The 18,033-nt window shown below is 70.3% G+C and carries 6 protein-coding genes; 4 read left to right on the forward strand and 2 right to left on the reverse strand.

Going from position 1 to position 18,033, the window contains the following annotated elements:
- Nucleotides 1-80: 80 nt before the first annotated feature.
- From Acor_RS25845 to Acor_RS25860, 4 genes are all read left to right on the forward strand, one after another.
- Nucleotides 81-1,664 carry a 4-hydroxyphenylacetate 3-hydroxylase family protein gene (locus Acor_RS25845; RefSeq protein ID WP_246239111.1) on the forward strand — a complete coding sequence of 528 codons (1,584 nt, stop codon included), beginning with the start codon at nt 81-83 and terminating at the stop codon, nt 1,662-1,664.
- Nucleotides 1,665-1,724: 60 nt separating this feature from the next.
- Nucleotides 1,725-2,855, forward strand: coding sequence for a flavin reductase (locus Acor_RS25850; protein WP_155339337.1), 1,131 nt, complete (start codon nt 1,725-1,727; stop codon nt 2,853-2,855).
- A gap of 66 nt (nt 2,856-2,921) precedes the next feature.
- Nucleotides 2,922-3,596, forward strand: a complete 675-nt coding sequence (locus Acor_RS25855; protein WP_155339338.1) for a response regulator transcription factor — start codon at nt 2,922-2,924, stop codon at nt 3,594-3,596.
- Nucleotides 3,597-5,618, forward strand: coding sequence for a GAF domain-containing sensor histidine kinase (locus Acor_RS25860; RefSeq protein ID WP_155339339.1), 2,022 nt, complete (start codon nt 3,597-3,599; stop codon nt 5,616-5,618). It abuts the gene before it with no gap.
- Nucleotides 5,619-5,978: 360 nt separating this feature from the next.
- Here the strand turns inward: Acor_RS25860 and Acor_RS25865 are convergent, their stop codons facing one another.
- Both Acor_RS25865 and Acor_RS25870 read right to left on the reverse strand, forming a co-directional pair.
- Entirely contained in the window at nt 5,979-11,681 is a 5,703-nt protein-coding gene (locus tag Acor_RS25865) for a non-ribosomal peptide synthetase (protein WP_155339340.1), read from the reverse strand.
- Nucleotides 11,665-17,925, reverse strand: coding sequence for a non-ribosomal peptide synthetase (locus Acor_RS25870; RefSeq protein WP_155339341.1), 6,261 nt, complete (start codon nt 17,923-17,925; stop codon nt 11,665-11,667). Before Acor_RS25870 ends, Acor_RS25865 begins: the two co-directional genes overlap by 17 nt.
- Between the last annotated feature and the right edge of the window lie 108 nt (nt 17,926-18,033).

Raw genomic sequence — 18,033 nt, forward strand, 5'->3', positions numbered from 1 at the left:
ACGGCGACGAACCGGGTGGTTTTCTCACCCACATGGGCAGCGCGCCCCGACGATATTGCGACTTGAGGAGCGACATCGCAGTGAGCACCAACGAGAACCCGAGCAGCGCCGTGACCGCGTCGGCGGCCAACTCGCGCCGGCCGATGACCGGCGACGAATACCTGGAGAGCCTGCGAGACGGGCGGGAGGTCTGGCTCAACGGCGAGCGCGTCAAGGACGTGACGTTGCACCCCGCCTTCCGCAATTCCGCCCGATCCATCGCCCGGCTCTACGACGCGCTCTGGGACGAAGCCAACGCCGACGTGCTCCGCACCCCGACCACGACCGGGAACGGCGGCTTCACCCACCCGTTCTTCCGGCCGGCCCGGAGCGTGGACGACATGCTCGCCGACCAGAAGGCGATCGCGCACTGGGCCAGGATGATGCACGGCTTCATGGGGCGCACCCCGGACTACAAGGCCGGCCTCTACGGGGGCATGGAGATCAACGCCGACTTCTTCGCCCCCTTCGAGGACAACGCGCGCGCCTGGCACCGGCTGATGCAGGAACGCATCCCGTACGTCGCGCACGCGATCGTGAACCCGCCCGTCGACCGTAACCTGCCCGCCGACGAGGTCGGCGACGTGTTCATCCACGTCGAGAACGAGACCGACAACGGGCTCGTGGTGTCCGGCGCCAAGGTCGTCGCCACCAACGTGCCGCTGACCAACTACTGCTTCGTCGGGTACGTCGGAGCGCCGCTGAAGAAGCGGGAGTTCGCGGTCGTGTTCACGGTGCCGATGGACGCGCCGGGGGTGAAGGTGATCGCGCGGGCCTCGTACGAGCAGGCCGCCGCGATGCACGGAAGCCCGTTCGACTACCCGCTCGCCAGCAGGCTCGACGAGAACGACGCGATCTTCATCCTGGACCACGCGGTGATCCCGTGGGAGAACGTCCTGGTCTACGGCGACACCGAGAAGGCCGGCCAGTGGGCGGGCGGCAACTCCGGCCAGGCCAACCGGATCTGGTTCCACGGCGCGACCCGCCTCGCCGTCAAGATCGACCTCATCGCCGGGCTGATGCTGAAGGCGGTACGCATCAACGGCACCGACAACTTCCGCGGCGTCCAGGCCCGGGTCGGAGAGATCATCGGCTACCGGAACCTGTTCTGGAGCCTGTCGTCCGCCATGGCCCGCAACCCCAACCCCTGGCTCGACGGCCACGTCCTGCCCGACTTCGAAGCCTCCGTCGCCTACCGGATCTTCTCCTCCCAGGCGATGCCGCAGATCAGGAACCTGGTGGAATCCTCCCTGGGCAGCGCCCTGATCTACCTCAACGGCCACGCCAAGGACTTCAAGACGCCCGAACTGCGGCCGCTGCTCGACCGGTACCTGCGCGGATCCAACGGCAACACCGCGATCGACCGCGTCAAGACGCTCAAGATGCTGTGGGAGATCGTCGGCAGCGAGTTCGCCGGCCGCAATGAGCTGTACGAGCGCAGCTACACCGGCAGCGAGGAGGACGCCCGCGTACAGACCATCTGGATGGCCGAGGCGACCGGCCTGGCCGACTCCCTCAACGGCTACGCCGAATCGGCCATGGCCGAGTACGACCTCGACGGCTGGAAGATCCCTGACTTCACCAACCCCGACGACGTCGCCCGCCTGGCCCGCGACAACGACTAGCAAATAGACAAAACCCAGCGGAAAGTGACAAAGTTCACAAGCTGGACTGGAGGTCATGGCATGAACGACACCACCGAGGGGCTCTCGCCCACCGAGTCGCTGTCGGGCGGCCCCAGACGACGCATCGTCGCCGCCGACTTCCGGCGCGTGATGGGCCAGTTCGCGAGCGGCGTCACGATCGTCTCCACCCGTGACGGCGGACGCGACTTCGGCGCCACCGCGAGCGCGTTCACCTCGCTGTCCCTCGACCCGCCGATGGTGCTGGCCTGCCTCTTCCGCGGCGCCGCCACCGAGGAGGCGATCCGCAGGACCGGCCGCTTCGGCATCAGCATCCTCCGCGACGACCAGGGCGCGGTCGCCGAATGCTTCGCCTCCCGCCACCCGGACCGCTTCTCCACGGTGGACTACCGGTACGGCGAAGCCGGCGTCCCCCTCATCAAGGACGCCCTCGCCCACGTCGAATGCCGAGTCTCGGAGGCGGTCAAAGGCGGCACCCACACCGTCTTCCTGGGCAGTGTCCACAGCGCCGTCCGCTACGACGGAAGACCGCTCGCCTACTTCGCCGGCGCCTTCGGCCACTTCCTCGTCGGCGACGACGCCGCCGTCTACAGCGCCATCCGGGCGATGATCCTCGTCGACGGGCTCCCACCCGGCAGCCCGCTGTCGGTGCCGCACCTGGTCGAGAGCCTCTCCGCAGAACCGGCCGCCGTGCTCGCGGCCCTCAAACGGCTCACCGCCGAGAAGCGGGTCGCCCGCGACCCCCAGGGCGAGTACGTCGTCGGCGGCCTCGACCTGCGGACCGCCCTCGACATGATCTCGGCCTCGCGGACCATCGAGGTCGGCGTGGCCGAACTGACCGTCGGCTGGGTCGAGGAGTCGGACCTGACCAGCCTCGCCCGCCTGGCCGACCAGCCGTGCCGGGCCTTCCCCCGCTCCGCCGACGGCGCCGGGCCGGACTTCCACGAACGGCTGGTCGCGCTGGCGGGCAACCCCCGGCTGCTCAACCACTACCGCGAACTGTCCACCGTGACCGCCCACACGGGGATCGGACCCGGGGAGGCGCCCGGCGACAGCGACCACGCCGCCATCGTCACCGGCTACCGGGACGGCAACCTCTCGACGGTCATCTCGGCGATCGACCGGCACGCCCGCAGGCTGCGGGAGGCGTGGCAGCGATGCGCGGCCGGATAGTGGACCGGTCCCTGGCTTAAAAATGGCCCAAGGTGTAGGACGGTGGCAGTTCGAGATGGAGGACCAATGAGGATCTTGGTGGTCGACGATCATGAGGTAGTCCGCAACGGCGTGGTCGCCTCACTCTCCGCGATGACCCAGTTCCGCGTGGTGGGCGTGGCCGGCAACGGCACGGACGCGATCGCGATCGCGCGGCGCACCCGGCCGGACGCCGCCATCGTCGACCTTCGCCTGCCCGACATGACGGGCCAGGCGGTCTGCCGCCGGCTCATCGAGGACTCCCCCGACATCGCCGTCGTGATGCTGACCACCTACCTCAGCGACGACACGGTGCGCTCCGCGCAGCTCGCCGGAGCCGCCGGCTACGTCACCAAGGCCGCCGGCATCGCCAAACTCAAGGAGACCCTGCTCCAGGTCGCCTCGGACCGCCGGATCCGGCTCGCCGACCAGAGCGCCTCGGCGATCGTGCACCGGCTCGACGGGGTGATGAGCCGCCGCACCGAGCGCCAGGTGGTCACGCCGCACCAGCGCCGGGTGCTCGAACTGGTCGCGGCCGGGCTGACCAACGGCCAGATCGGCGACCGGCTGTGCATCTCCGAATCGACGGTCCGGTTCCACATTCAGAAGCTCAAGCGCACGCTGGCGGTGCCCAGCCGTACCGCGCTGGTGGTCAAGGCCATGCAGGACGGGACGATACCGCCGGCGCCGGAGGATGGGGAGCTTCCGGCACAGGCGGTATAGGTGGCCGAGGACATACCGCTCGCGACCGCGCAGCTCGACTCGGAGGACCTGACCGTTCTGGCCGACCTGGCCCAGGCCACCCTGGGCTGCGGCGGAGTCCTGATCACCGGGCGTGACTCCGGTGGCCGGACCACGATCGTCGGCGTGGCGGGCCTGGTCGGCGACGAGGTGCACCGGCACTGGCCGGAGTTCCTGCACGCCGACCGGAGCGAGGACGAGCGGCTGGCGCCCCACCCCGGCGTCCCGCACGTCGTCCCCCTCCCGGCGGCGCCCCTGCGCGACGGCCGGGAGATCCGGCGGCTCGCGCTCTTCGTGAGCGGCAAGCGCATGGGGAACTTCCACCTGATCTGCGCCGGGGACACCCGGTATGACGAGGACCTGGCCGCGGACTTCGGCAGGCACGCCGCCATCGCCATGGCGAGTCGCCGGCTGCGGCGGGGAAGCGGCGGGCACCTGGAGCGCAGGATCGCCCAGTCCGAGGCGATTCTGGACCTCGCCGCCGCGATCTCGTGGGTGGGTTTCGAGAACCTGGCCGGGCGGATCGCGGCGGCGGTCCGGAATGTCATCGGCCTGGTACGCGTCCGCGTCTACCTGTACAACGAGGACTCCGGCCTGCTTGAGCCGCTGCCCGAGCCCGACGGGACACTTCAGGCCGGGGCCGAGCCGGTGGAGCCGCACGACATGCGCTACCGGGTGGCCCGGGTGTTCACGACCGGCCGCGCCGACATGACGAACGGGCCGGTCCAGCCCGACCCGACGGGGGCGGCCACCCGGCGGCCGTTGCCGACGTCGCTGCTCACGGTGCCGATGTTCGTCTCCGGCCGGACGACCGGCGTGCTGGAGATCTCCAACAAGCCGCGTGGCTTCACCATGAACGATCTCCACGACGCGCAGCTGCTGGCGCGTCCCGTCGCGGTGTCGGTGGAACTGACCGCCAACGTGCGCCGCCTGCGCCTGCGCAGCGAGATCGAGGCCGTCCTCTCCGACGCGGCCTCGGCCATGCGCGACACCGACGACTTCGCGACCCAGCTCCCCCGCGTCCTGTCCGCGATGCGCGACGCCATCGACGCGGATGTCGTGGCGTACGCGCCGGCGGACTCGCCGCGCCAGGACGCCTGGCGCGAAGGACTGGACGAGACGTCCCGGCGGCGGGCCGCCGACCTGATCCAGACCGCCGCACCGCGCGGGGTGCTGATGGCGCCGGTACGGATCGGCGATCAGCGCGTGGGCACCCTCATCGCGGTCTGGCTGTCGGCGTCGACCGTCGGCAGACCGGAAGAGCGAGGATTCGCCCGGCTCGCCTACATCATCGCCCTGTCCATCGCCAGCGCGCGCTACCTGCAGCAGCGGACGGCGCTGGCCCGTCTGGAGGAACGGCAACGGCTCGCGAACGAGCTGCACGACGAAGTCGCCCAGTACCTGTTCGCCGCGCAGATCCAGCTCGATGAGGTGCTCGAACTGCCGACCATCCCCGAAGAAGCCGTCGATCGGGTCGGGCTGGCGAGTTCGCTCCTGGCGCGGGCCGACGCCATGTTGCGGCGGGTCATCTCCGAGCTTCCGCAGCAGTCCAGCCAGCTGCTGGCCACGCGGATAGAAGCGGTGCTGGAGGAGGTCCGGCGGGCGTTCCGGGCCGACGTTCGCCTGTCGATCAGCCAGGACGCGATGGCGGCGGTCGGCACGGCCGAGACTCAGGACCTGCTCGTCGGGGCGACGCGCGAGCTCGTCGTCAACGCGGCCAAGCACGCGGGGCCCTGCACGATCGAGGTCCTGGTCGACATCCCGGAGCCCGGGATCATCCGGCTGCTGGTGACCGACGACGGGGTCGGCCTGGGCTCACAGGCCGAACGTGACTTCGGTTCGTCCGGACATGGGCTCCCGTCGCTCCGGCTGAACGTCGCCCAGGCCAGCGGAACCCTCGACCTCTCGGTGGGAGCCTCGTCCGGGACCACGGTGGCGCTCATGCTGCCGCTACAGGGCCGGGTCCAGTCCGAGTGGGCGCATGTCTGGCGCCTCACACCTTAGGACTCGCAGAGAATTAACTTGCGCGCTCACAAAGGGTTTGTCGAGGTCAGAGACTTGTGAACCTACGGGTTAATTTCCTGCGAGCCCTATTAGAACCACTAACAGAATGTGTCTCCCGGCTGTCGCCGAATCCGTACCGGCAGCGGGTGCCTGACGAGGTGACCACGGAGCCGGAGACGCAGCAGTCACAGATCCGGGTCGATCTCGGTCACCCGCAGGCCGGGGACGAGCGCCTTGGCCACCGGGTCGGCGAGCAGCGCTGCGCCTTCTTGGCGCCGGCGCGGTGAGAAGCATCACCTGCGTTAACGCCGCCGGATAACGGCGACCGACCCGGCAACTCGCCTATTCCGTTAGGAGTTGTTAGGCCGGATCGATCACCTCGCCCAGCAGGACTGCCAGGGCGGCGACCTGCGGGGGACGCACCACGGACATCTCATCTCCGGGAGTGCGGTGGACGGTGACACCGCCGGAGGCGAGGCCACGCCAGAGAGCGAGGTATTCCGGATAGGTGTAGCCGCGGAGTGAGTCCGCGCTGGCCGCGGCGCATTCGTCGCTCACGATGAGATGCAGCTGGTATGGCTTAGTCGGATATTTATAGCTAATGCGCCTTTCGAGCATCACTCTCCAGGCTCGGGCCAGGTCGTTCCAGCTGCGGTCCGGCTCGTCGCTGATGAGATCCTCAGCATCGGGATCGTTAACGACGAATCGCAACATCTCCGCTAATTCGCGGCGTAGCTTGACGGCGTCCGCCGGGGACTCCTCCAGCCGCTGATAGGCCGCCTCGATCTGCCGCAGGACAGGCAGATGAGCCGGTAGGACCTCGGGGTCGCCGAAGCCGTCGACGCCGGGATCCAGCAGGCTGAGCGTGAACCGCTGACCGGCCGCGTCCAGGAGCCCGGCCATCGCCCAGGCCACACCCGACCCCCCGCACCAGGCGAACAGGTGGTACGGCCCGGCGGGAAACTCTCGCCTGAGCTGATCGATGTAGAGCGCCGCCAGACCGGGCACGTCGTGTTCTGCCTCGCGCACGTCCGCCAGAGCCGGATGCTGGAAGGCGACGACCGGGCGGTCCCCCGCCAGGTGCTCGGCGAGGGCGTGGTACCAGTGCACGCTGCCACCACCGGGGTGGACGCAGACCAGGGGTGCATGCGCCGACCCCGCACCGGCGGGCCGCAGCCAGTGCATGCTGCCCCGGCTCACCGGCTGGGTGACTTCCGGATCAGCGCGACGCGACCGGAGTTCCGGCCCCCGGACCGGAACCGCCACCTCCGCCAGGGCCTCACCCGTGCCACATTCCAGCACATCGCGCGGTGTCACATGGATGCCGTGCACGGCCCTGAGCCTGCTCGCGATCCGCATCGCCGCCAGGGAGTAGCCCCCGATCTCGAAGAAGTCGTCTTCGACGCCGACCTCGGCGACACCCAGGACCTCCGCCCAGACCGCCACGATGGCCTTCTCGAAGCGGGTACGCGGCGGGACGTACGGGCGAGGTGCGGAATGGGCGGCCAGTTGCTGGGGATCGGGTTCGGTCGTGCCGGGCTCGGATGGCACCACCCCATCGAGGTCGGACGAGCCGGGCCCGGACCGCACCACCCCGCCGGGGTCGGACGAGCCAAGCTCGGACGGCACCACCCCGTCCGGGTCGGCGATCATGGAGTGGAGCACCTCGGCGAAGCGTTCGCCCAGCTTGGCGGCGTGGCTTTCGCCGATGCGTGCCCGGCGGCTCGTGACGACGATCCGGCCCGGCATGATGGTGAGGTCGAACGGGAATTCGTTGGGGCTGTCGTCCTTGGTGACCGGGAGATCGACGGCTCCGGTCCGGCCGACCGTGTAGAAGTCGAGATAATTAAACGTGGCCGCGATCAACGGGGTCCGCCCGCCGTGCGCCCGTTGCAGCGCCGGGAGGGGAAAGCGGCGGTGTGGCCAGAGGGCGATCTCTTCGGCGTACACGGCTTTGATCAGTTCGCGCCAGGTGCCCGACGGCCGGGTGACGGCGAAGGGCACGGTGTTGAGGAACATGCCGAAGACCTCGTCGCCGCCGCTCACCTCGGGGCGGCCGTTGCTGACCAGCCCGAAGAAGAACTGGTCGGCGGCCAGCGGAGCCAGCGTGGCGGCGAAGGCGGCGAGGAAGACCGTCTTGGGGGAGACCCCGTGCGCCTTGGCCAGGGCGCGCACCCCCTCCTCCAGATGATCATTTGCGATCACCTTCGTCTGGACGCGATCGGGTCCCGGTTCGCTCCAGCGTTCCGGCAGAGCCAGCCGGTGGTGGGTGGTCAGCCGCGACGCCCAGAAGTCGCGATCGTCGGCGGCTGCCAGTGTGCGCTGCTCCATCGCGACGAAATCGGCATATTTCAGCTTTGGCGCCGGCGGGTCGGCCTGTTCGCCAGCCCGGTAGGTCTCCAGCAGCTGGGCGAGCAGCGCGTTGTGACTCCAGCCGTCCAGGATCACATGGCATTCGACGATGGCGAGCCACCATTCGTCAGCCGAGACCTCGAAGGCGCGCAGCCGCCACAGCGGTGCCGTGGAAAGCTCGAACGGCCGGGCCCGCTCGGCCGCCATGGCCGCTTCCACGGCGGCGTCGACGTCGGGCACCCCCAGCAGCGAGGTGAACTCGATCTCGGGGGCGGCCTCCTCGTGCACCAGCTGGAGCGGTTCGGAGAAGGCGTCGAGTTCGACCGAGGTGCGCAGCACCGGATGCCGTGCGGCGACCTTCGCGGCGGCCAGGCGCAGCGCATGGGGAGAGAGACCGCCGCTGACGCGGTATCCGGTGACATTGTGATACGGCATGACGGTCTCGTCGGCCAGCATCTCGAACACCATGCCGGCCTGCACCTGCGACAGCGGATAGGCGTCGACGACCCCACCGGGCAGCCGGCCCCGGTCGGCGTCGGTGAGCAGCGTGAACGGCTCGGCTCGCAGCTCGTCGAGGCGCTCCTCGGCTCCTCCGGCGACCAGGGCGAGTGCCTCGACGGTGCGGGACTGGAAGACGTCCTGAACCGTCACTCCGACCCCGCGAGCCCGGAGTTCGCCGACGAGCCGCACGGCTCGCATCGAATCACCGCCGAGGTCGAAGAAGCCGTCCGTCACGCCGATCCGGTCCAGGCCGAGCACCGCGCACCAAGCCGCGGCGATCGCCTCCTCGACCGGGGTACGCGGGGCGACGGAGTCGGCGGCCACGCGCAGCCGAGGCGGCGCGGGAAGCCTCTTGCGGTCGATCTTGCCGCTGACGGTGAGCGGCGGTCGTGCGAGCTCAACGACGTGCGCGGGGACCATGTAGGCGGGCAGCCGCCGGGAGAGGTGGGCGCGCAGCTCGGTGGCGGACGTCTCGAATCCGCTGGCCGGGACGACGTAGGCCACGAGCTGTTCATTGGTCACGGCTACGGCCGCCAGTGCCACCGAGGGGTGGGCCAGCAGGGTCGCTTCGATCTCGCCGAGTTCGATGCGCAGGCCGTGTAGTTTGATCTGGTCGTCGAGGCGTCCCGCGTACTCGATGGAGCCGTCGGGGAGGAAGCGGCCGCGATCTCCCGTCCGGTAGAGCCGGCCGCCGCCGAAGGGGTCGGGGGTGAAGCGGTCCGCCGTCAGGTCGGCGCGGCCGAGGTAGCCGCGGGCCAGTCCGATACCGCCGAGGTAGATCTCTCCCGGGACGCCGGGCGGGACGGGGTTCAGTTCCGGGTCGAGGACGTGGACGCGCATGTTCGTGATCGGTGCGCCGATCGGTATCCGGCTCGCCGTTTGGGGGACCTCGTAGGAGGTGACGTCGACCGAGGCTTCCGTCGGTCCGTAGAGGTTGTGCAGGTGGGCTGATGACATGGCGAAGAAGCGCTGGGCCGTGGCGGGACGGAGGGCCTCGCCGCTGCAGAACACCTGACGCCAGCCGTCGGGGCAGCGTCCGTTGGTGAAGGCTGCCGCGACGTCCAGGAACGCGTCCAGCATGGCGGGCACGAAGTGGACGTGGGTGACGTCGTGCTCGTTCATGAAGGCGGCCAGTTCGAGGGGTTCCCTGTGCGTCCCTGGCGGGGCCATGACCACCGTCGCGCCGGTCAGCAGCGGCCAGAAGAACTCCCACACCGAGACGTCGAAGGTGTAGGGGGTCTTCTGCAGGACGCGGTCCCCCGGCTTCATCCGGTAGCGGTCCTGCATCCACAGCAGCCGGTTCACGATGCCCTGGTGCGGCACCATGACGCCCTTGGGTTTCCCGGTCGAGCCGGAGGTGTAGATCACGTAGGCCAGGTTCGCGGGCGAGGTCAGCGGGGACGGGTTCTCGGCGGCCCAGTCGCCGCGGTCGGCCTCGACGAACAGCAGCGGGACGTCGGGCACGGGGATCGTCAGGGTTTCGCGTGTCACCACGCAGGCGGCGCCTGACTCCGCGATGAGGTCCGCCAGCCGGGCGGGCGGGTCGTCGGGGTCGAGCGGCAGGTAGGCGCCGCCGGCCTTGAGTACGGCCAGCAGGGTGACGACCAGGTCTGCCTCACGGTAGAGGCAGACCGCCACGGGGCGGTCTGGGCCGACGCCTGCCGAGCGGAGCCGGTGCGCGAGCTGGTTGGCTCGGGTGTTGAGTTCCGCGTAGGTGAGCGTCTCCGTGGCGGAGATCACCGCGTCGGCGTGGGGGGACCGCCGTACCGTCTCCTCGACCAGTTCGTGCAGGCAGTGCGCCGGAACGGGGGCTGGTGCGCCGGTGGCCCACGCGGTGACGGCCGATTCCTGGTCCGCGGTCAGCAGGGGCAGGTCGGCGACGCGGGTCTCGGGAGTGGCGGCGATGGCCGTGAGCAGTCGTACCAGGTGATCTGCGAGCCGTTCCATGGTCGGCTGGTCGAACAGGGCGGTGGCGTATTCCAGGCCGCCCAGGAGAGTGCCGTCCGCCAGTTCGTGGCAGCCGACCGTCAGGTCCATCTTGACGGCGGGTGAGGCGACCGGGATCTCTTCCCACCCTGCCGATGCGATGGGGCCGCCGTTCTCCAGCAGGAGCATCACCTGGACGAGAGGGTTGCGGGACAGGTCCCGCTCGGGCTGTAGTTCCTCGACAAGGCGCTCGAAGGGCAGGTCCTCGTGGGCGAAGGCCGCCAGGGTGGTCTCCCGTACCCGGGAGAGGAGCTCGGGGAAGGTGGGGTTTCCGGTCAGTTCGCAGCGGAGGGCGACGGTGTTGATGAAGGGTCCGACGATGCCCTCGACCTCGGATCGGGGGCGGCCGGCGACCGCCGTACCCACCGCGATGTCGGTCTGCCCGGTGTGCCGGGACAGCAGGGCGCTCAGCGCCGCGGTCAGGGTCATGAACAGTGTCGCCCCGTGTGAGTGGCTCAGTTCGCGCAGTGCCTGACCGACGGGGGCGGGCACGGTGAAGCGCACCCTGGCTCCGCTGGGGTCACGGGGAACGGCGCGGGAGCGGTCGGTGGGCAGGTCGAGCGGTTCGAGGCCGGCGAGGGTGGTGCGCCAGAAATCCAGTCGGCGCTCCAGCGGTTGCCCGGTCAGCCGGTCTCGCTGCCAGGCCGCGAAGTCGGCGTACCGCGCGGGGAGGGGAGGCAGCGCCGCGCCGTCGTAGAGGGCTCTCAGTTCGCGGCTCAGGATCTCCATCGACCAGCCGTCGCAGGCGATGTGGTGCACGGTGAGGACCAGGACGTCGTGGTCGCCGCGCAGCAGCGCGGCCCGCCAGATCGGCCCCCGGGCGAGATCGAACGGGATGACGAGCCGGCGCCGGACGGCTTCCTCCAGCGTCTCGGTGCCGAGGTCGGAAACGGTCAGCGGGACCGGCGCGGGCTCGGCGATCACCTGGTGGACTTCGCCGCCCGACACCGCGAAGTGTGTCCGCAGCACCTCGTGCCGCTCCGCCAGGGCGGTCAGCGCCGCCCGCAGGTCGTCGACGCGCGCGGGCTCGGACAGCCGCAGCACCAGCGGGACGGTGTACTCGGCGGTGCCGGGAAGCAGCTGATCCAGCAACCACATCCGGCGCTGTGCGGAGGAGACCGGCAGCGGCCGGTCGCGCGGGGCCCGCCCGATGCCGGCGTCGGCGGCCTCACCTCGCAGCCTGCGCTCCAGCAGTTGGCGTCTGAGCTCAGATGTGGCGGTCACTCGGCTCCTCTTCCTCCAGCAGCGCCGCGATCTCGGTGTCGGAGAGCAGGGCGAGATCGTCCTCGATCGCCGCCTGTACGGCTTGCGCCAGGTCGGCGATGGTGGTGGCCTCGAACAGACGGCGCAGCGGCAGTTCGACGCCGAACGCCTCCTGGATCCGGGTGTGCACCCGCGCGGCGCGCAGCGAATGGCCGCCGAGTGCGAAGAAATCCTGGTCGATGCCGATGCCCTCGACGTCCAGCACCGAAGCCCAGATTCCGGCGATCCGCTCCTCGGCCGGTGTCCGCGGGCGTCGCCCCGGCGACCGTACGGCGCTGGGCTCGATCAGGCGCAGCGCCCGGCGGTCGACCTTCCCGCCCGCCGTGAGCGGCAGCCGATCCAGCACGGTCCACCGGGTGGGAACCATGTAGCCGGGCAACCGGCCGGTGAGGAACTCCCTGAGCTCATCGGGCGCGCACCGGGTGGCGGCGTAGGCGGCGAGGCCGCGTTCGTCGCCCACGCCGAAGGCGACGACCGCGGCCTCGCGTACCTGCGGATGGCCCAGCAGCGCCGCCTCGACCTCGCCGGTCTCGATCCGGAATCCGCGCAGCTTGACCTGATTGTCGGTACGGCCGAGAAAACGCAGCGAACCGTCCTCCCGGTAGCGGACGAGATCCCCGGTCCGGTAGAGCCGCTCCCCGTGCCTGAACGGATCAGGAACGAAGCGATCCGCGGTCAGGTCGGGCCGTCCGGCGTAGCCGCGAGCCAGCCGCGCACCGCCGATGTACAGCTCTCCCGGCACGCCGAAGGGGACAGCGTTGAGCTGTGCATCGAGCACGTGGACGCGGGTGTGCCCGACCGGACGGCCGATCGGGATCGGGTCCGCGCCGGGCCGTACCGCGACCTCCTCGGCGGTCACCCGCGCGAGAGTGCAGGTGACGGTGGTCTCGGTCGGGCCGTAGCCGGACACGAAACGTGCGGGGAGGCCGGTCGCGAACCATTTCCCCGCATCGTCGTGGCGCACGACGTCGCTGCCGACGCTCAGCAGCCGCAGACCCGCGAGACCCTCGTCGCAGTGGCCGACCATCTCGCGGTAGTACGACGGCGGGATCTCGGCGACCGTGACCTGATGCTCGGCCATCAGCGCGGGCATGCGCGCCGGACTGGTGAGCTCCTGCGCCGCGACCACCAGGGTCGCGCCGGATAGCAGGGTGACGGCCACCTGCTCCATCGAGACGTCGAACGCGGGCGACGACATCAGCAGCACACGATCACTGGGCTTCAGCTCGAACTCCCGCGCGATCGCCCGCGCATGGCCGGTCCAGGCTCGGTGATCGACCATGACCCCCTTGGGCCGCCCGGTCGACCCGGAAGTGAAGATCGTGTACGCGAGATCACCAGGCGTGACCTCGGCAGCGGGCGGCTCCGCCGCCACCTCGGGCCCGACGAGCACCAGGTCTGCGGCGTACAGCCGGGCGCGATCGGCCAGCTCCGGCGTCGTGACCACGAACCGAGCGTCGAGGCCGGACATCCTGGCCGGTGGCGCGTCGACGTCGAGCGGCACGTAGACGCCGCCCGCCTTGAGGGTCGCGAGCATGGCCGTCACCATCGCGGCGCCACGTCCGAGAAAGACGTGGACGGGCGTCTCCGCCACCACCCCGCGCCGCCGCAATCCGTGTGCGAGGGCGTTCGCCCGTGCGTCCAACTCGGCGTAGGTCAGCCGATCGCCGTCCATCTCGACCACGGCGAGCGTGTCGGGAGAGGCTGCGGCCTGACGCTCGAACATTTCGTGCATGCACTCGGCGACTTCCTCGCCGACGGTTTCCGCGCCGATCAACCGCCGTTCCTCGCTGGCGGATTCCGTGCCGACCAACCCGCGTTCCTCGCCGTCGGTTTCCGCGCCGATCAACCGGCGTTCCTCGCCGGTGAACACGTCGAGCTCCGACGGCCGCAGCGCGGGGTCGGCCGCCACCGCCTCCAGCACGCGGCGGTAACGGCCGACCAACTGGGCCATGGTGACGGCGTCGAACAGGTCGGTGGCGTATTCGACGTAGCCGAGGACCGAGCCGTCGGTCCGCTCCAGCAGGCTCATCGTGAGGTCGAACTTGGCGGTGTGCCAGGGCATCTCGACGAGCCGCTCGGCCGTCAGCCCGCCGAAGCCGAGGGAGTCAGCGGCCTGCTCGCCGCCCATCTCGAACATGATCTGGAACAACGGATTGCGGGACAGGTCCCGGCGCTGCCCCACCTCCTCGACCAGCCGTTCGAACGGCAACTCCTGGTGGGCGTACGCCTCCAGCACCGTCGACTTGACCCGGCCGAGGAGTTCCGGGAATGCGGGATCCCCGGACAGGTCGGTGCGCAACACGAGGGTGTTGGCGAAGAAACCGATGAGGTCCTCGATCTCCGGCTGCGCCCGCCCCGCCAGCGGTGTGCCCACCACCGTGTCGATCGACCCGGTGTAGCGCGAGAGGAGGACCAGGAACGGCGCGAGGAACGTCATGAACGGGGTGGCCGCGTGGGCCCGGCCGAGCTCTCGCAGGCGACCGGCCAGATCCGCCGGAATGACGAAGCCGCTGACCGCCCCCCGTCCGCTCCATTCGGCCAGCCGCGGCCGGTCAGGCGGAAGCTCAAGGGGAGTCAGCCCGTCGAGTTTCTTCCGCCAGTACGCCAGCGAGGAGCCGTCCCGTCGCTCGCTGTTCTGCCAGACGGCGAAATCGCCGAACTGGATGGACGGCAGTTCAGGTGATCCCCCCGCGTAGATCTCCCCCAGTTCCCGCAGCAGGATCTCCAACGACCAGCCGTCGCAGGCGATGTGGTGCAGAAGCAGCACCAGCACGTGATCGTCTTCGGCCTGCCGGACGAGCACCGCCCGCATGACCTGACCCCTGTCCAGGTCGAACGGGCGGCCGAGCTCGTCGTCGAGCACCTCGAACAGCGGCGCTTCCGCGTGCCGTAGCGGCACCGAGGGCTCGGGCATGACGATCTGGACGGGTCCGTCGTCGTACCGGGTCCGTAGCACCTCATGTCTGCGCGCGACCTCGGTGATGGCGTTTTCCAGCCGAACGGAGTCGAGCCGGCCTCTCAGCCGTACGGCGAGCGGGACTGTGTACAGCGTGCCGCCCGGCTCCATCCGGTCCAGGAACCACAGCCGCCGCTGGCCGGGCGAGAGCAGCAGCGGCAGGTCGCGGCCGACCGGCGCAATGCGGTCCCCGGCCGTCTTCGCCCGCCCGACGAGGGCGGCCTGCTGCTCCACGGTGGTGGCGCCCAGCAGGTCGCGCAGCGGGATCTCGACGCCGAACTCGCCGCGCAACCGCAGGCCGAGGCGCGTCATGAGCAGGGAATGCCCGCCGAGTGCGAAGAAGTCGTCGCGTACGCCGGGGGTCTGGAGCCCGAGGAACTCCGCCCAGATGCCAACGATCTTCTCTTCGATCGGATCGCGGGCCGCCAGGCGGCTACTGGGGACGGCCGGCGCGCCCGGCTCGGGCAGTGCGGCCCGGTCCACTTTTCCGCTGGCGTTCAGCGGGAGCCGGTCCAGGGTGACGAACCTGCCGGGCAGCATGGGGGCGGGCAGCCACTCACGCAGGAAGGCGCGCAGGTCGTCGTGAGGCACGCTCCCGGTGACGTAGGCGATCAGGTTTCCCTCCCGCGCCACCACGGTGGCGGCGGGGACGGCGGGGTGCCGGACGAGGACCGACTCCACCTCGCCCGGCTCCACCCGGACCCCGTTGATCTTCAGCTGCCCGTCGCGGCGGCCGAGGAACTCCAGCGCGCCGTCCCCCCGCAGCCGGGCCCTGTCCCCGGTCCGGTAGAGACGCCCGACGCCTCCTGCGGGATCCGGTACGAACGCGGCGGCCGTCAGGTCCTGCCTGCCGAGATATCCCAGGCCCACGGCGATACCACCGACGTAGAGGTCGCCGGGCACCCACGGCGGCGCGGGCTCCCCCTCCCGATCGAGGACGAGCAGACGCACGCCGTCGATCGGCCGACCGATCGGGATGGGACCGGCGGTCTGACCGGGATCGACGTCCTGTGCGCTGACGTCGATCGCGCATTCGGTCGGCCCGTAGGTGTTGACGATCTCTATGCCGGGCCGCCGGGTGAAGATCCGTTGGCAGAGTTCGGCGTGCAGCGGCTCACCCGCGGAGAACAGCAGCCGGAGGTTCCGGCACCGCGCCCACCCGGCCGACAGGGAGTCCTCGGCGAGCAGTCTCAGCACCGAGGGCACCACTTGCAGGACGCTCACCTGATGGTCGGCGACCGCCCGCAGCATCGCCTCGGGGTCCTCCTCCACGCCCGCGGGGGCCATCACGACGGCTCCGCCGCTCACCAGTGGCGCGAAGAACTCCCACACGTGCGCGTCGAAGGTGATCCGGGTCTTCTGCAGCATCCGGTCGCCGGGCCCGAAGGCGTACCGGCGTACCGCCCACAGCACCCGGTTGGCGATTGCGGCATGGGTGATGACCGAACCCTTGGGGCGGCCGGTGGAGCCGGAGGTGTAGATCACGTACGCCGGGTCGCCGAGCTCGACCCGGACGTCCGGCGCGACCCCCGTGTGGGTTGCCTCGTCGAGGACGAGCGCGCCGGTCTCCGCCACGATCAACCGCGTCCTGGCTTCCGGCTGCGCGGGATCGAGCGGCACGTAGGCGGCGCCGGCCAGCCATGCTCCGAGCACCGCGACGGGGAGTTCGAGTCCACGCGCCAGCTGGACACCCACGGGCACGCCCGGCCCCGCGCCCCGGGCGCGCAGCGCGGCGGCGGTGCCACGCGCCCGCCGTACCAGCTCGGCGTAGGTGAGCGAGTCGGCGCCACTGATCACCGCGATGGCGTCGGGGGTCCGGCGGGCCTGTGCGATCACGAATTCGGGCAGGGTGCCGGTGAGCTCGGCGGGCGCCCCTTCGAGCACCGACGCCGCCATCGGCGCCTGCGCGATGGGCAGGTCCGGGTTCCTGAGCAGCTCATCGATCAGGCTGAGGTACTGGTCCAGCAGTTCGCGTACGGTGCTTTCGTCGAACAGGTCGGCCGAGTACTCGAACTGGACCCGCAACCCCTCGTCCGGTTCCGGCATGATGTGCGCGGTCAGCTCGAACTGGGCGCCCTCGGGAACGACGGGAAGGTCGACCAGCCGCAGCGGGACGTCCTGGGCCGGCATGTTGAAGCAGACCGTCACGGGGGGTTCCGCGCCGCCGCCGCGCAGCTCGCGTACGAGCCATTCATAGGGCAGGTTCTGCCGGTCGAACCCCTCGGTGGCCACCTGCTTGACGCGGCCGACCAGCTCACGGAGGGACGGCCGGCCGTCCAGCGACGTACGCAGAACGATCATGTTGTTGAACGTGCCGAGCAGATGCTCGATCTCGGGGCGGGTACGCCCGGACACCGACGAGCCGACCACCAGGTCCTGCTCGCCAGTCCAGCGGTGCAGCACCGCCTTGAACGTCGCGAGCAGCACCATGTACGGAGTGGCGGCCGTTTCCTTGGCGAAGGCGCGGACCCGCTGAGCCGTCCGCTCCGGCACCGGCGCGCTGATGGTCGCGCCGTCGAAGGTGACCCGGGCGGGGCGGCGGCGATCCGCCGGCAGCTCCAGCCGCGCCGGCAGGTCGGCCAGCTGCCGCCGCCAGTAGTCCGACTCCGCCGCGAACGCGCCACCCTCGACCTGCTCGCGCTGCCAGGCGGCGAAGTCGACGAACCGGACGGGCAGCTCTGGCGTGGCCAGCAGGCCGGCGAGCGCGCCACCCAGCAGGGTGAGGGAGGTGCCGTCGAGAATCAGGTGGTGGGCCGCTATGACGACCATCGTCTCGGCCCCCGGCAGCCGGACCAGCTCTATCCGCCAGAGCGGCGCACACGCCAGGTCATAGCCGCGCCCGCTGATCGCGAGCGCCTCCTGCCGGGCCATCGAGTCCAGGTCCTGGCCGTGGTAGCCGGAGCGGTCGATCACCGGCACCTGGATCGGGACCGTGTCGGCGACGACCAGTCCCGGCGTTTCGCCGATCATTTCGACGGACATGCGCAGGACGTCGTGCTCGGCGACGAGTGCCGCCAGGCGCCGCTCCACGTCGGCTGGATCCAGCACCGCCGGGATCCGGACCGCGACGACCAGATTGGAGCTCCGCATATCCGGAACGAGCTGTTCGGCGAACCAGACCCTTTCCTGTGAATAGGAGAGCGGAAAAGGCCCGCTGGAATCCACCCGGGGAATCACGGTCTCCGGATGCGCGCCACGACGCAGGCGTGCCAGCAGCGCCTGTTTGGCCGGGGAGAATGCCTCCACCTTCTACTCCACGGATCGCTGAAACGACGACCCGCAACGCCCTGCGGCACGGCTTCCACGCTGAATCATGGCCCTTATGATTCTGGCCGCATTTCCCTGCCAACAAGG

It is taken from the genome of Acrocarpospora corrugata (genome assembly GCF_009687845.1).
GTDB classification, from domain to species: Bacteria; Actinomycetota; Actinomycetes; order Streptosporangiales; family Streptosporangiaceae; genus Acrocarpospora; species Acrocarpospora corrugata.

Coding starts and splice junctions, on each gene's coding strand:
- Acor_RS25850 (WP_155339337.1), top strand. CDS start 1,725: ATGAACGACACCACCGAGGGGCTCTCGCCCACCGAGTCGCTGTCGGGC.
- Acor_RS25855 (WP_155339338.1), top strand. CDS start 2,922: ATGAGGATCTTGGTGGTCGACGATCATGAGGTAGTCCGCAACGGCGTG.